Origin of the sequence: Ensifer sesbaniae (assembly GCF_013283665.1) — a bacterium.
Lineage (GTDB): Bacteria > Pseudomonadota > Alphaproteobacteria > Rhizobiales > Rhizobiaceae > Ensifer > Ensifer sesbaniae.
This window is the reverse complement of the sequence record NZ_JABEKU010000001.1, coordinates 2907396-2921036: the sequence shown is the minus strand read 5'-3', so window position 1 is coordinate 2921036 and position 13641 is coordinate 2907396. Positions and strand designations below refer to the sequence as shown.

Sequence of the window (13641 nt, the reverse complement as noted above, 5' to 3'; positions counted from 1 at the left end):
TCCAGGGCGGGCTCGACCTTTCCCCGGTCATCACCCACCGCATCAAGATCGACGAATTCCGCGACGGATTCGCGGCCATGCGCTCCGGCAATTCCGGCAAGGTCGTGATGGACTGGTAAGCCCTATGGGCCGTCGTGCATGTGTTGCGCGGCGGCTCAGTTGGCGAGGCCGAACTGGATCTCGATCTCGTGGTAGCGAGCGCCTTGGCCTGCCCAGCGATGATAGATCTCGCGGCTCTCGCCGGAGAAATTGTGCCTGCTCATCTCGATCTCCTCGACGAGCGGCGCGTAGCCCTGGGTGAAAAGGCTGCGCATCGGCCCCTGATGCCGGGTGGACGCGACCATGATCGGCTCGAGATTGATCAGGTCGAGCTCGCCGCGATAGTCGTCGCCGCCCGTGACCGGGCGGCAGATGCGCCAGTCGAACCGGGTCTTGGCGTTTTTCGGCAGGTTCTGCGCGATGAAGATCCAGGGCCCGGCGGGCGTCATTCCGGCGCGCTCGATCTCCGCCTCGATGACAGGCGCCAGTGCGGCGCTTTCGTTTTTGACGTCGGGAATGGTGAGGCGCCGGGCGATCGATAGCACTCGCATGGCGTCGGTTTCCTTGATGAGCATCTGGGCCTCCATAAATCGGCGGCGAAGGTCGTCTGCGATCGGGTCGGGCGCAAGCAAAAAGCCGGAATAAACTTGCGAACTTTCGGCAGAAACGGGCCGTTCGGGAAATTGTTTTGCGTGCGCGTCGCCACGCTGCCCCTCGCTTGCCTGGAGGTGCTGCCTGCCGAATTCGATCTGGAGGTGGTCAAGATCGTCAAATACGGCGGCCGCTCGGCTGGGCAGCAAAGGAAAGATGAAGCTCTGGTTGCGGGTGCGGATATGGCACAACGGGACCTTGCCGATTAAATCGCGGGCACCCTTGTCTTTTGGCGGGCAGCGCCTACATCTTCAGCGGAAGCTGATAAACCCCAAAAAGCGATAGGAACGGCGATTTTTGCCGAATCAGCCGGTTTTTCAGCGGAAATGCTTGACGGGATCGAAAATTATGGGAATCACCATTTCCGAATAAGAAATGGCGAAGTGACACGGCGGTTAGGGAATCATGCCAGAGGCGTTTCAGTGGCAGGACTGTCGGAGCTTGCCCGCTTGCCACGATCGCACTCGTGGTTAAACAGGAATTAAACATCATCCCGTTACGTCAGGGGAAATGATTCGGTGGCGGGTACGCGGCGTGCCCGAACCTTCGAGCGGCATTGGCACCGGACTTAACGCCGGTTGCGACAAGGAAAGCGACGAACTAAATGGCAACCAAAGTCAAAGAAAACGAAGAAGCTGACGTAGAACGCGAAGGTGCTCCGGACGGTCCGCTTCTCGATCTTTCCGACGACGCTGTCAAGAAGATGATCAAGGCCGCCAAGAAGCGCGGCTACGTGACGATGGACGAGTTGAACTCCGTCCTTCCGTCCGAGGAAGTCACCTCCGAACAGATCGAAGACACGATGGCGATGCTGTCCGACATGGGCATCAACGTGATCGAGGACGAGGAAGCCGAAGAGGCGGCCGGCGGTGGTGACGACGAGGCCGGTGACGACGACGGCGACAGCGAAGGCGGCGAACTCGCGCCTTCCGGCGGCACGGCGCTCGCGACCAGCAAGAAGAAGGAACCGACCGATCGTACCGACGATCCGGTCCGCATGTACCTGCGCGAAATGGGCTCGGTCGAGCTCCTGTCCCGCGAAGGCGAAATCGCGATTGCCAAGCGCATCGAGGCTGGCCGCGAAACGATGATCGCCGGTCTCTGTGAGAGCCCGCTGACCTTCCAGGCGCTGATCATCTGGCGCGACGAACTGAACGAAGGCCAGACGCTGCTGCGCGAGATCATCGATCTCGAAACCACCTATTCCGGTCCCGAGGCCAAGGCCGCGCCGCAGTTCCAGAGCCCGGAAAAGATCGAGGCTGACCGCAAGGCTGCCGAGGAAAAGGAAAAGACCCGCAAGGTGCGCACGGCCGCCAACGACGACGACATCACCAATGTCGGCGGCGATGTCATGCCGGCCGAGGAGGAAGAGGAAGACGACGACGAGTCGAACCTCTCGCTCGCCGCCATGGAAGCGGAACTGCGCCCGCAGGTCATGGAAACCCTCGACATCATCGCCGAGACCTACAAGAAGCTGCGCAAGCTGCAGGACCAGCAGGTGGAAGCCCGCCTTGCTGCGACCGGTACGCTGTCGCCGGCCCAGGAACGCCGCTACAAGGAGCTCAAGGACGAGCTGATCAAGGCGGTCAAGTCGCTGTCGCTCAACCAGAACCGCGTCGACAGCCTGGTCGAGCAGCTCTACGACATCTCCAAGCGGCTGATGCAGAACGAAGGCCGCCTGTTGCGGCTTGCCGAGTCCTACGGCGTCAAGCGCGACTCGTTCCTCGAGCAGTATTCCGGCGCCGAACTCGACCCGAACTGGATGAAGTCGATCAGCAACCTTGCCGGCAAGGGCTGGAAGGAATTCGCCAAGAGCGAAAACCAGACGATCCGCGACATCCGCCAGGAGATCCAGAATCTCGCCACCGAAACCGGCATCTCGATCGCCGAGTTCCGCCGCATCGTCTCGATGGTGCAGAAGGGCGAGCGCGAAGCGCGCATCGCCAAGAAGGAAATGGTCGAAGCGAACCTCCGCCTCGTCATCTCCATCGCCAAGAAGTACACTAACCGCGGCCTGCAGTTCCTCGACCTGATCCAGGAAGGCAACATCGGCCTGATGAAGGCGGTCGACAAGTTCGAATACCGCCGCGGCTACAAGTTCTCGACCTATGCAACCTGGTGGATCCGTCAGGCGATCACCCGGTCGATTGCCGACCAGGCCCGCACGATCCGTATTCCGGTGCATATGATCGAGACGATCAACAAGATCGTCCGTACCTCGCGCCAGATGCTGCACGAGATCGGCCGCGAGCCGACGCCGGAAGAACTGGCCGAAAAGCTTGCCATGCCGCTCGAAAAGGTCCGCAAGGTCCTGAAGATCGCCAAGGAGCCGATCTCGCTCGAAACGCCTGTTGGTGACGAAGAGGATTCACACCTCGGCGATTTCATCGAGGACAAGAACGCACTGCTGCCGATCGACGCTGCCATCCAGGCGAACCTGCGCGAGACGACGACCCGCGTGCTCGCCTCGCTGACGCCGCGCGAAGAGCGCGTGCTGCGCATGCGCTTCGGCATCGGCATGAACACCGACCACACGCTCGAAGAGGTTGGCCAGCAGTTCTCGGTCACCCGCGAACGTATCCGCCAGATCGAAGCGAAGGCGCTCCGCAAGCTCAAGCATCCGAGCCGCTCCAGGAAGCTCAGAAGCTTCCTGGACAGCTAAGCAAGCTGCAAGCTGCGCTCGTTCCTTGACAGCTAAGGTCGGGCACAATTGAGAGACCGAAAAGCCGGGAAGATTGCCCGGCTTTTTCGTTTCTGCCTCACCCCGTTTCTACCTCACCCATGTGATTTATTGTGAGGCCCTGCGCCCAGGAGTATATTCGCGCTTTCGGAGCAATTGGGGCGCCTCGTCTAAGACGCGGGAGCAATCGCACCGCGGGCGTGAATCGTGCCCCGTGGAGGTGTAGGATGACCACTTATGTCATGCTCCTCAACTGGACCGAGCAGGGTATCAAGAATGTGCGCGAGTCTCCGAAGCGGCTCGACGCGGCAAAACAGGTGCTCGGTGAGATGGGCGGCTCCTTCAAGCATTTCTTCCTGACTATGGGTGACTACGACATGGTGGCCATCGTCGAGGCACCGGATGACGCGATCGCCGCGCGCTTTGCGCTGACGCTCGGCATGGCCGGCAATGTGCGCTCGACCACGCTGAAGGCATTTCCCGAGGCGGCCTATCGCGAACTGATTGCCTCGCTCGGATAGGCTGAAGGGCAGCGACAGCGGAACTGCTCAGGGCGACCCGTTTCCGGAGAGGATGCGGGCCGCACCGCGTAGCGCGTTGCGAAAAGCGTCGTCGAAGCTGACGCCGCTGACCTGCCACGCGTAACTTCTGCCGTTCGACGCCATCCGCCAGTTGGCGATCCAGCCGCGGGCTTGATCGGACCAGACCAGTGTGCCGGCAAGCGTCACATCCCCCTTGCCGAGCATCGCGGGTCTGGCGAATTTTTCCGGGTTCGCTTGCGATATCGCTGCAAAGTCCAGGGCTCCACCGGCAACGGTCGCCCTGTCCGGCAGGGCGACGGAAAGCGCCAGCGGTGCGGCGGCCGCGCGGAGCGAGTCGGCCATGTAGGGGCTTTCATCGCCGTCGCTCGCCAAGACGAAGCGGCGTCTCTGATCCTTAACCGCCAGCAACACGGTGATCACCGGGCGAGGTTCAAGCCATGGCTTTCGGCCGAGTTTTGCGAGAAGCGGGTCGAGCGTCGCAGGCTCGTAGCGGCAGGTGAGATCGTGCGGGCGGTCGTGAGTGCCCTGTTCGTCATGGATCGGGACGCCTTCGAGCCGGTCGCGGTAGGAAAAGGACGAGACGAAGCTGCCGGCTTCCGCCTCGAGTGCGGCGAAGCCGGGCGCGTCGAGGATCGTCGCATCACCCGACAGCTTGACCAAAACTTCACTGAGGCACGCGCGAAAACCGATCTGCCGGTTGACCTCGCCGGTGCCGGTGACGATCGCATCGCTCTGATAAAGCCGATCGATGCCATCGGCATTTGCCGCGCCGCCAAGGCTCACGGCGAACAGGAACGGCAGCAGCACCCGTGACATCGTCATGCCGTTCTCCCGATCGTTCGCCTTTGAATCAAAAGAGATCCTTAACGTTTACACTTTATCAATCTCTCGGAAACCCGAGGTTCTACGATGCGTTGCGTTTTTGTCGTCGTCCTCCTGTTGCTGGCCGGCTGCGGAACGGTGCCGAGAGACACCCGGAATGCCTGTGCGGTTTTCGAGCAGCGAGATGGCCTATTCAACAATTGGCGCCGTGCCGCCTATAGCGCCGAGCGCGAATATGGCGTGCCCGTGCCGATCCTAATGGCGACGATCTATACCGAGTCCGGCTTCCGCCATAATGCGCGGCCGCCGCGCACCAAGCTTTTCGGCTTCATTCCCTGGACGCGCGTTTCGACCGCCTACGGCTACTCCCAGGCGCTCGATGGCACCTGGGCGCGCTACCAGAGCGAGACCGGCCGCTGGGCGGCGCGACGCTCGGACTTCGGCGACGCCATCCGCTTCATCGCCTGGTACCACCGTGAGAGCGCACAGCAGAACGGCATCGCACTCAACGACGCCTACCGGCTCTATATCGCCTACTATCACGGCCACGCCGGCTATGTGCGCGGCAACTGGAGCGAGACCGCCAAGGCCGGCGCCAAGCGGGCGGCCGGCATGGCCTCCCTCTATAGCCGGCAATTGCGCGGCTGCGGCAGCTGACCGTCTCCACGGATCGAACACCGTTGCACCGCCGGGCGGGAATGGCGCTACCCGGCCGCTGCCCGCTCGAGCTCGGCGACATCGATCTTGATCATGCCCATCATCGCCTGCTGGGCGCGGGCGGCGCGTGCCGGATCAGGATCGCTGAGGTGCCGCATCAGCGCGTCGGGAATGATCTGCCAGGCAAGGCCGAACTTGTCCTTGAGCCAGCCGCAACGCTGCGGCGTGCCGCCTTCGAGCAATCGGTTCCAATAATAGTCGACCTCCGCCTGGTCGGCGCAGCGCACGAAAAACGATACCGCCTCGCTGAACTTGAAATGCGGGCCGCCATTCAAGCCCATGAAATGCTGCCCCTCTAGTTCGAAGCTCGCGGTGAAGGCCTTGCCATCGGGGCCCTTGTTGATGTCGGTGACGCGGGCGTCGCGAAAGATGGAGGTGTAGAAGCCGATGGCTTCCTCCAGTTGGTCGTCGAACCAGAGAAAGGGCGTGATTTTCTGCATGGATATGTCTCCCGTGGTGATTGGTACCAACGAGGACGAACGGCGGATGCCCGTTCCGACAGGCGCTGCCTAAAAAAAATCTAAGCTGGTGTCGGAACCTTTGCGCCCCGAGCGTCCTATGCTGGTCGAAAGAACCAAGGAGGATTTCTCAATGACCTATGTGGATGGATTTGTCGTTGCCGTGCCGAAGGCGAATATCGACGCGTACAAGGCGATGGCCAAGACGGCGGGCGACGTCTGGATGGAATATGGCGCGCTCTCCTACAATGAATGCCTGGCAGACGACGTGCCCTATGGCGAGGTGACGTCCTTCCCCCGCTCGGTGCAGGCCAAGGACGACGAGACCGTGGTTTTCTCGTGGATCGCCTACAAGTCCCGCGCCGACCGCGACACGATCGTCGCCAAGGTGATGGCCGATCCGCGGCTGCAGGGCGATGCCTGGAAGGAAGTCTTCGACGGCAAGCGCATGATCTACGGCGGCTTCCAGACCTTTCTCGAGATGTAGCCGGCGCGCGGCGCCTTTTCTTGCGGTGCCTACCTTGGACCGGGAACGGTCCGGGGATAGAAACGTTGGGCAAATCAACGCGTTGTACCTGTCTGCTGCATATTGTCTCATTGCCGATGAAAGGACAAAAACATGCAGCACTTCAAAGTGCTACAACGGCCTTTGCGTGTCTAGTAAGACACGCGCCGCTGTAGCGGCGGGTGCAGCTTTCCGCCGGAGATCGACATGCCGCAGACAAGCATCACCATTTCCACGCGCGGTCAGGGGCTCTACGAATTCACCGACGAGGCGACCGCCTTCGTGCGGGCCAACACGGACGGCGAGGGGCTCTTGACCGTTTTCGTCCGGCACACGTCCTGCTCGCTTCTCATCCAGGAAAACGCCGACCCGGATGTGAGGCGTGACCTCGACACTTTCTTCCGCCGCCTGGTGCCGCCGTCCTCCGATCCCTCGATGAGCTGGGTCGTGCACACGCAGGAGGGGCCGGATGACATGCCCGCGCATATCAAGGCGGCGCTGACGTCGGTTTCGCTCGGCATTCCCGTTGCCCGCGGCCGTATGGCGCTCGGCACCTGGCAGGGGATCTATCTCTTCGAGCATCGCGACCGGCCGCACCGCCGCGAGGTCGTGCTGCACCTTGGCGTCTGACCGCCGTCCGATCGATGCGACACGGCGCAATTGACCGCAGCCGGATCCGTTCTAGTTAGAGCTTCGAGAACAGAGGGCCCCAGCGCGGTGCCGGAGAGGAGCAGCAATGACGGATGCACAGACCATTGCCAATCGCTTCATCGAGGCGCTGAACGAGCGTGATTTCGAGGCGCTGGCGCGGCTCGTGCATGAGGACGTCGAGGTCGATTCGATGACCGGCCAGCGCACCGTCGGCGCCGGGCCCTTGCGCGCCTGGCTGATGAACTATCTGCGCCGTTTCGACGAGCAGTTCGGCGATGTCGTGCTGATGCGCGACGCCTTCGGCCAGCGCGTGGCGGCAGACCTGACGGCGCGTGGCACCTACCGCGAGACGATGGAGGGTTTCCCGGCCGCGTCGGGCCAGAGCTATTCCATTCCGAGCGTGCTCGTCTTCGAGATCGAGGACGGCGTCATTACCCGCCTCAGCCACTATCGCAACATCCGCGTCTTCGAGCGCCTGCTCGCCGGCTGACCTTCCGGCGGATAAGAGCGGGGAGGACAGGGGCCGGGGGTGACAGTGCCGTGCGAACCGCCTATTGTATGCCGCCGGTTGCAGGCCGGGTTCTTGTTTCGCGTTGATCGGGAGATGATGCATGAAAGCCATGCTTCGCAATTCGGTTCTGGGCATTGCGCTCGCCGTGACGAGTTTCGTGACCTTGCCGGCGGAGGCTGCTGCCCCGATGCCGGTGCCGATGGTCGACCGTTCGGATGTCGATCTCGTCCGCCATCGTGGCTACTGTTCGTCACGCGAGGCGTTGCGCAGGGCCTGGCGTCTCGGCTTTTACCGCGCCCGCGTCGAGCGCGTCACGCATTCGCGCGTCGTCGTCGTCGGCTGGCGCCGCGGTTTCCTGAGCCGGGTCGTTTTCGCCAACGCCTATGGTTGCCCGCGGATCGGCTGATCGCGCGCTTGGGGCCAGCAAATCCCCGATGGTTTTCGGGCGCGGCCGGCGACGGCTGCACCCGATCTGTCAAACAGGGCAGGCGTCGGCAAGACGAATGTCCGGGAGATCCAACACGGCGTGCCGGTGCCTCCGACCTTAGAAATTCAGCCTTATCAAAGTGTTATAGCGATTCCGTTTTGCTCGGCGCAACGCGCCGCGGCGCCGAATCTCGCCGCTGGAGCATCGGGAATCACGCGCCGGCTATCTGAACCTTCCATGAACACCAGGTTCCGCTGTCGTTCAGCTTTGGCAGCCTATCCTCTGCTCAATCGCTTGGGACGGTGATTGCCCATTGAACCCTTCAAGCCTGGAGAGATGCCATGAAGAACCGCTTTTTCAACGCTGCTGCCGCCGCCGTCATTGGACTGACCGGCCTGCTTGGCGCAGCCTCCACCGCTTCGGCGGACTCCATCGAATTCGGCTTCGGCCCGGGTGACGGCATCGACGTGCAGTACCGCGAATACTACAACGGCGGTTATGGCGACGAGCGTGATTGGAACCGTGGCCGCGACCGCTACTGGGATCGTGGACGCCGCGGCCGCTGCGCGCCGTGGATCGCCGTCGACAAGGCTCGCGACCGGGGTCTCCGCCGCGCCTATGTCGCCGACGTCACGCCGCGCCGCGTCATCGTCGAGGGCCGCCGCCACGGCTACCGCCAGACGATCGTCTTTGCCAATGCCCGCGGCTGCCCGACGATCGGCCGCTGGTAAGCCCCGATCCGGAAATCTTCCCGCCTTGTCTCCCCCGGCCGGCGGAAGAATGGCCCCTCATGCTTCGGCATGGGGGGCTCTTTTGTTTTGTGGGGAATCGGGTCGTGCCCGCCGCCAACAGCCGCCAGAATATGGATCCTCGCCCGAAGTCTTCGGTCCGGGGCGATAGCTGACAGGTGTTCGGGGAGATAGCGGACACATCACAGGCTGGATTGGCCTTGAGGAGATCGGTCCATGCCCGGGCGAAAGATGTCGGCGATGAGGAGCGTCGGGCCGCCGCAGCCGCCGGCTTCGCACCTTCCGCCAGAGTTGGCGGACCTCTGCTTGAGCCTGCAGTCCAAAACGCCTCCGGCGCCGTTCTCCGGAGCCAGGGGCGAGAAGGATGAAAGCCCGCGCGCGGGTCACGGCGGGCTTGCGAGGGCTTACTGCTTGATTTCGAAGGTCACGTTGACCATCACGTTGTAGCTGTTCTCGCCCGTTGCAACCGGCACGGCGTCGGCGGCATATTCCTTGGCCATGCCGGCGCGCATCATCGGGACCGGTTCGGGACGGAAGCCCTGTTCGCTGATGTTGACGATCTTGCCGAGCGAGACGCCGGCGGCTTCGGCGAGAACCTTCGCCTTGACGATGGCATCGGCAACGGCGGCCTTGCGCGCCTCGGTGATGATGGGTTCCGGCTTGTCGTTGGTGAACTGGATGCCGCCGCCCTGGTTGACGCCGAGGGTAACCGACTTGTCGACGACTTCGCCGAGCTTGGCGAGATCACGCACGCGCACGCTGACGCCGTTTATCACCTGGTAGCCGATCAGTTCCGGCGGGCGATTGCCGCCGTCATTGTTGGGCGGGTAGTTGTATTGCGGGTTCACCGAAAAGCCGCTCGTCTGCAGGTCGCGATCGGCAATGCCGTCGGCCCTCAACGCCTTCAACACCTCGGCCATGGTCTTGTTGTTGGCGTCCAGCGCTTCGCGGGCGGTCTTGGCGTCCTTGACGACGCTGAGTTGCAGGACCGCCATGTCGGGCGCGGCCGTCGCGCGGCCTTCGCCGGCAACGACGATGGTCGCCTTGTCCTTGTCCGACTCCTCAGCCTGAGCGGCGGCCACGCCGGCAAAAGCGGCGGCGAAGGCGGCGATCGAAAGCGTGCGGGCAGTGCGTGTGGAAATCATGGTCTATGTCTCTCCGGTTGTTCCGTCCCTGCGCCTTCATGCTTAGCGATTGTGTGAGCATTGCGGCAATGGCTTGTCGGCAAAAAGGTTTTCCGCTAGAGCCTTTGCCATCCGCGAACTGCCATTGGTTCGCGCACCTGGATCGCTGCAGCGCCACACGTTTTATCAGAGACGGGAACGGCCGCTGCAGCACTTAGAGTTGCTGCATGTCTCATCCTCGGATCATTGCGATTTGAGGAAGCCTGCAGATCCAGAGTGGGCCTGTAGCTCAATGGTTAGAGCCGGCGGCTCATAACCGCTTGGTTGGGGGTTCGAGTCCCTCCGGGCCCACCATCACTTTCTGTAAGTGATTGTTTTTGCTCTTTTATTTCCGCTTTGGTGTCCCACTTTTCAGAATTGGACTCGGAAAGTGGGACACTTTTGTTTTCGTTTCGGTCGGGTACCAGAAGCTTCGCGCCGTCCTTTGCGAGCACCTTGCGGCGAGCCGCACGCGTGTAAAGGTCAGCCTGTTGGCTTGTCGTCCATCCGAATATGGCCTTCAGTTGGTCGCTGGTCGCGCCGTTCTCTGCGGCGATGGATGCGCCGGCCTTCCGGAGGCCGTGGGCGGAGCAATGAAACAGTTGGGCTTCATCGCACCACTGGCGCATTTTGTTGCCAAGGCCCTTGTCTGAGAACGGCTTGCCGTACTCAGTCACAAGGAAGGTCAGGCGGCCAGACGGAACGCGGTCGAGCTCTTTCGCCAGATCCGCGAGCAACGGCATGTGAACCTCGACGCCGCTAGACCTCTTTGTCTTGCCAGGCCTGATTCGGATCCATCCGTCTGATAGGTGCTGTCGGCCGAGAATAGCCGCATCAGACAAACGCAGGCCGGTGAACATAAAGATGGCCAGCGCAAGCCGCGCCGTTGTGCCTGGCGCGTGCTTGGCCTCGAACTGCTCGATTTCCTCCAGCGTCCAAGTGTGGAAACCGTCGCCAGATTTAAGCCGCTTGATGCCGTGGCAAGGATTTACCTTCGCCTCACCAACCTCGATCGCCCACGCGAACATGGCGCTGATAGCTTTGACAATATTGTTCGCGGCGCCAGGTGATTCGATGCGTGTGTCCCGAAGCATGGTGACATGCTTGCGCTCCATCATTTCAAACGGCAGGTCGCCATGCTTGATGCAGATCTCCTCAAGGATGCGACGACGCCGATCCATCGTGCCGGGGGTGACACTCTTGGCCGCGCGCTTGAAGTGCTGTTGGCACAGCCAACGGAATGACCGCGGAACGACGGGCTTTGAAGAGCTGGCTACGGGTCGCGGGGTATCAGCGGCGGTTTCGTATGGGATCCCAGCTTCAGCGCACTCGTACTCTCGCAAAAACGCCGCTGTGCCCGGCTTCTCTCGAAGCCTGACTTTCTTTTTCCCCTTAGCGCGATAGTAGATCCGCACGTTGCCATGCCGGTCTACATCTTCGATGATCCCGCGGAGATTGAGCTTCATGCCGCTCCTATATCGTCCCAGGGGTTGCCAGCGCTCGCCGCTGCAATGTTACCATCGCGGGGCAGGGCATCGAAGGCATCATCGAGCTCATAGCGGTCCCAAAGGACACGGCTGCCGGCCTTACGTGGGCTGGGCATTTCTCCGCGGGAAACCATCTGATCAAACAGCGTGCCGCCAATACCTACATATGCGGCAGCGGCGACGCGGCAAAGGCCACGCGGCGTCATTCCCGGTGGCAGGCGATTATCGTTGGCAGCAGTGGGCACGGTCCCTCCTCAAAAATTGCATCACCATCCAAAAACCGTTTTTCGCTTTCGATCGTCCAGTGGCACTCTTCAAAAAAAATCCGCCGGGTGGTGAGGCCGGCGGGTCGCTGTGGTGGGCTTTATCGAACTGGGTGACGGGCGACGGCACCTGTGAAATGCCGCCGCCCGCCCGACTGACGTGTCAAGCGCCAGTCGCCCCGCGCGGGGTTGGGATAAAGGACCCCGTCGCCGAGAAGGCGCCTGGGGCAAGTTGCCCGTGCAGCGGGCAGGAAACTACTGGGGCTGCAACGCCTCGGCGGCGTGTCGCAGCGCGTGGACTTGGAAGCATAGCTCGTCAAATCCAATCTGCTCATGAAGAGAGATCTCGTGGAGATCCTCCATCGCGCGGACGTTACTGAAGACTTCGTTGATCAGGGTCACGGCGATCTTGGCTTGCATTTGGAGATTATAGATCTCCTCCCTCCAGGGGTGGTGCGGGCGGCTGCCGTCAGCGCCCTGCACCTGCTTTCTGCCAGCCTCGGCGGGCTGGCGTCTTAATCTGCTGCCTTCTTCCGGTTCGTGTGCGATGGCAGGCACCACTCTTAATCTCGCTTTGGCTGTCATGTGCTGGTCTCCTCATGTTGCGATGTTGCCGAAAAAGCGGTATGTCGTTAGAAAACACCAACATTGATCCAATGTCAACATAAAATAATGACATTGGTGTTTTTTAATGAGGATGACCATGACGCCCGCTCAGTGCCGCGCTGCACGTGCACTTCTCAACTGGACACAGCCGCATCTTGCCGAAGCGGCCGGTGTGTCACCCTCGACGCTTCGTGATTTCGAGTCCGGCAAGCGGGTACCGATCGCCAACAACCTGGCCGCCATCCGCGCTGCGCTCGAGGCGGTTGGCGTCACATTCTTGGAGGATGGGGACGTGGCGGCTGGGCCAGGCGTTGCCATGCACCCGACGAGCTAGATGTTCTTGACCGCGCCAATTTCTGCTAATAGCTTCCCGTAGCGCCCACCAAGCGCAGCCTTTCGGGGCACACCACCACATCGAGGAGACACCAATACTGCGGTCGGCGTTCGCGCCGGCGGCAACGGGTTTTCTCTTTCATGGAGGTGGCCATGGTGCCGACCATTCCTATCCTCGACGGCCTGCTAACGCCTGAAGAAATCGCGCGCCGCATTACGGCGTCCAGCGGCGCCCACATCACAGGGCGCACTATTTGGGAGAAGGCAAGACGCATTGGAGTGGCAAAGAAGATCGGCCGAACGCCCCTGATATCTATCGAGGATATCCCGCTTCTCCTCAATGAAGAGACCAAAACGGAAAGGCTCGATCGCCTGAAAAATAAATCTAGCAGGCCCGATGCCCTTACCATGCTGCGCCAGGCCAGAAAGAAACGGGCTCGCACGTGACCGATGCGCCACGCCTGATCGGCCGCAAGGAAGCCGCGGCATACTGCGGTATCGGCGAAAGCACCTTTTCCCTTTGGGTAGCAACGCACAAGATGCCTCCTGCCGTCCCTGGAACCCGCAAATGGGACAAGCGGGCCATAGACGCCAAGCTCGACGAAATCAGCGGCCTCGGTTCCTCAGCAGAGCCGGAAGACGCCTATGACAAATGGATGCGAGAGCACGGCGAGCAGGAGACAGACCTGCAGAAGTGGCGGCGCGAACGTGACGGACGGCGAGCCGGGGCACAGAACAACAGCAGCGATTATGACGACTGGCGCACAAAGAAAGAAAAGCGACGCGAGAAGTACCGGCCGTTGATGGGGCTAGACGCTCGGCAGGAGCGGATCCTCCGCTTTATGGCGGATCACCCCGAATGCGATACCTTCGACACGATCCCTGGCGCGGGCCAAAAGATTCTAGATGCGCTGATAGAGAAGGGGGCCATCCGTCTCGTCGGCACAAGCGGTAATGCGTTTCGGTATGCGTTGACCGACGAGGGACGGGCGGAACTGCATCGCTTGAAGAAGTGGAAGAACTTGGCGCCATAAAGC

19 protein-coding genes, 1 tRNA gene and 2 pseudogenes are annotated in these 13641 nt (G+C 61.6%); 16 read left to right on the top strand and 6 right to left on the bottom strand.

The window, feature by feature from the left end; genetic code table 11:
- Nucleotides 1–119: pseudogene (tdh, locus tag BHMPCIPO_RS14240) on the top strand (L-threonine 3-dehydrogenase); the annotation flags it as partial.
- A gap of 36 nt (nt 120–155) precedes the next feature.
- Here tdh and BHMPCIPO_RS14235 read toward each other — a convergent pair.
- On the bottom strand, nt 156–614 hold the full coding sequence (locus tag BHMPCIPO_RS14235; protein WP_173517354.1) for a GyrI-like domain-containing protein: 459 nt from the start codon (nt 612–614) through the stop codon (nt 156–158).
- Between the two features lie 117 nt (nt 615–731).
- Here BHMPCIPO_RS14235 and BHMPCIPO_RS14230 point away from each other — a divergent pair, with 117 nt between their 5' ends.
- From BHMPCIPO_RS14230 to BHMPCIPO_RS14220, 3 genes are all read left to right on the top strand, one after another.
- A complete protein-coding gene (locus BHMPCIPO_RS14230) occupies nt 732–899 on the top strand; it encodes a hypothetical protein (RefSeq protein ID WP_173517353.1) in 168 nt (55 codons plus the stop codon).
- A 395-nt stretch (nt 900–1294) separates the two neighbouring features.
- Complete coding sequence (gene rpoD / locus BHMPCIPO_RS14225; protein ID WP_173517352.1) at nt 1295–3352, top strand: RNA polymerase sigma factor RpoD; 2058 nt, start codon at nt 1295–1297, stop codon at nt 3350–3352.
- 245 nt (nt 3353–3597) lie between these two features.
- The gene (locus tag BHMPCIPO_RS14220) at nt 3598–3891 is read left to right on the top strand and encodes a GYD domain-containing protein (protein WP_173517351.1); all 294 of its coding nucleotides are present in this window, start codon (nt 3598–3600) and stop codon (nt 3889–3891) included.
- 27 nt (nt 3892–3918) lie between these two features.
- Here BHMPCIPO_RS14220 and BHMPCIPO_RS14215 read toward each other — a convergent pair whose 3' ends face one another.
- Nucleotides 3919–4734, bottom strand: a complete 816-nt coding sequence (locus BHMPCIPO_RS14215; RefSeq protein WP_246304321.1) for a DUF8605 domain-containing protein — start codon at nt 4732–4734, stop codon at nt 3919–3921.
- Nucleotides 4735–4821: 87 nt separating this feature from the next.
- Here BHMPCIPO_RS14215 and BHMPCIPO_RS14210 point away from each other — a divergent pair, with 87 nt between their 5' ends.
- On the top strand, nt 4822–5391 hold the full coding sequence (locus BHMPCIPO_RS14210; RefSeq protein WP_173517350.1) for a transglycosylase SLT domain-containing protein: 570 nt from the start codon (nt 4822–4824) through the stop codon (nt 5389–5391).
- A gap of 47 nt (nt 5392–5438) precedes the next feature.
- Here the strand turns inward: BHMPCIPO_RS14210 and BHMPCIPO_RS14205 are convergent, their stop codons facing one another.
- Nucleotides 5439–5891: a VOC family protein gene (locus tag BHMPCIPO_RS14205; RefSeq protein WP_173517349.1), complete on the bottom strand. Its 453-nt coding sequence runs from the start codon at nt 5889–5891 to the stop codon at nt 5439–5441.
- 151 nt (nt 5892–6042) lie between these two features.
- Here BHMPCIPO_RS14205 and BHMPCIPO_RS14200 point away from each other — a divergent pair, with 151 nt between their 5' ends.
- From BHMPCIPO_RS14200 to BHMPCIPO_RS14180, 5 genes are all read left to right on the top strand, one after another.
- The gene (locus tag BHMPCIPO_RS14200; protein WP_173517348.1) at nt 6043–6396 is read left to right on the top strand and encodes a DUF1428 domain-containing protein; all 354 of its coding nucleotides are present in this window, start codon (nt 6043–6045) and stop codon (nt 6394–6396) included.
- Nucleotides 6397–6621: 225 nt separating this feature from the next.
- Complete coding sequence (locus tag BHMPCIPO_RS14195; protein ID WP_173517347.1) at nt 6622–7044, top strand: secondary thiamine-phosphate synthase enzyme YjbQ; 423 nt, start codon at nt 6622–6624, stop codon at nt 7042–7044.
- Nucleotides 7045–7150: 106 nt separating this feature from the next.
- A complete protein-coding gene (locus BHMPCIPO_RS14190) occupies nt 7151–7555 on the top strand; it encodes a ketosteroid isomerase-related protein (protein ID WP_173517346.1) in 405 nt (134 codons plus the stop codon).
- A 121-nt stretch (nt 7556–7676) separates the two neighbouring features.
- Nucleotides 7677–7982 carry a hypothetical protein gene (locus tag BHMPCIPO_RS14185; RefSeq protein ID WP_173517345.1) on the top strand — a complete coding sequence of 102 codons (306 nt, stop codon included), beginning with the start codon at nt 7677–7679 and terminating at the stop codon, nt 7980–7982.
- A gap of 362 nt (nt 7983–8344) precedes the next feature.
- On the top strand, nt 8345–8734 hold the full coding sequence (locus BHMPCIPO_RS14180; protein WP_173517344.1) for a hypothetical protein: 390 nt from the start codon (nt 8345–8347) through the stop codon (nt 8732–8734).
- A 422-nt stretch (nt 8735–9156) separates the two neighbouring features.
- On the opposite strand, the gene BHMPCIPO_RS14175 is transcribed toward BHMPCIPO_RS14180, so the two are convergent.
- Nucleotides 9157–9897 carry an SIMPL domain-containing protein gene (locus tag BHMPCIPO_RS14175; RefSeq protein WP_173517343.1) on the bottom strand — a complete coding sequence of 247 codons (741 nt, stop codon included), beginning with the start codon at nt 9895–9897 and terminating at the stop codon, nt 9157–9159.
- A gap of 257 nt (nt 9898–10154) precedes the next feature.
- Between BHMPCIPO_RS14175 and BHMPCIPO_RS14170 the strand changes: the two genes are divergently transcribed.
- Nucleotides 10155–10230, top strand: a tRNA-Ile gene (locus tag BHMPCIPO_RS14170).
- 209 nt (nt 10231–10439) lie between these two features.
- On the opposite strand, the pseudogene BHMPCIPO_RS32895 reads toward BHMPCIPO_RS14170, so the two are convergent.
- Nucleotides 10440–10775, bottom strand: a pseudogene (locus BHMPCIPO_RS32895) (tyrosine-type recombinase/integrase); the annotation flags it as partial.
- Here BHMPCIPO_RS32895 and BHMPCIPO_RS32890 point away from each other — a divergent pair.
- Together BHMPCIPO_RS32890 and BHMPCIPO_RS32885 are read left to right on the top strand one after the other, a co-directional pair.
- Complete coding sequence (locus BHMPCIPO_RS32890) at nt 10725–10985, top strand: hypothetical protein (RefSeq protein ID WP_246304320.1); 261 nt, start codon at nt 10725–10727, stop codon at nt 10983–10985. The pseudogene BHMPCIPO_RS32895 and the gene BHMPCIPO_RS32890 sit on opposite strands and share 51 nt — an antisense overlap.
- A 30-nt stretch (nt 10986–11015) precedes the next feature.
- Nucleotides 11016–11159: a hypothetical protein gene (locus BHMPCIPO_RS32885; RefSeq protein ID WP_246304319.1), complete on the top strand. Its 144-nt coding sequence runs from the start codon at nt 11016–11018 to the stop codon at nt 11157–11159.
- A 761-nt stretch (nt 11160–11920) separates the two neighbouring features.
- On the opposite strand, the gene BHMPCIPO_RS14160 is transcribed toward BHMPCIPO_RS32885, so the two are convergent.
- Nucleotides 11921–12250, bottom strand: a complete 330-nt coding sequence (locus tag BHMPCIPO_RS14160; RefSeq protein WP_173517342.1) for a hypothetical protein — start codon at nt 12248–12250, stop codon at nt 11921–11923.
- Between the two features lie 118 nt (nt 12251–12368).
- Here BHMPCIPO_RS14160 and BHMPCIPO_RS14155 point away from each other — a divergent pair, with 118 nt between their 5' ends.
- The 3 genes from BHMPCIPO_RS14155 (at nt 12369) to BHMPCIPO_RS14145 (ending at nt 13638) form a co-directional block, all read left to right on the top strand.
- Nucleotides 12369–12605 (top strand): helix-turn-helix domain-containing protein, encoded by a 237-nt coding sequence (locus tag BHMPCIPO_RS14155; protein WP_173517341.1) that lies wholly within the window; start codon nt 12369–12371, stop codon nt 12603–12605.
- A 152-nt stretch (nt 12606–12757) separates the two neighbouring features.
- The gene (locus BHMPCIPO_RS14150; RefSeq protein ID WP_173517340.1) at nt 12758–13051 is read left to right on the top strand and encodes a hypothetical protein; all 294 of its coding nucleotides are present in this window, start codon (nt 12758–12760) and stop codon (nt 13049–13051) included.
- On the top strand, nt 13048–13638 hold the full coding sequence (locus BHMPCIPO_RS14145; protein ID WP_173517339.1) for a hypothetical protein: 591 nt from the start codon (nt 13048–13050) through the stop codon (nt 13636–13638). The genes BHMPCIPO_RS14150 and BHMPCIPO_RS14145 overlap by 4 nt, the downstream gene beginning before the upstream one ends.
- Nucleotides 13639–13641 lie beyond the last annotated feature (3 nt).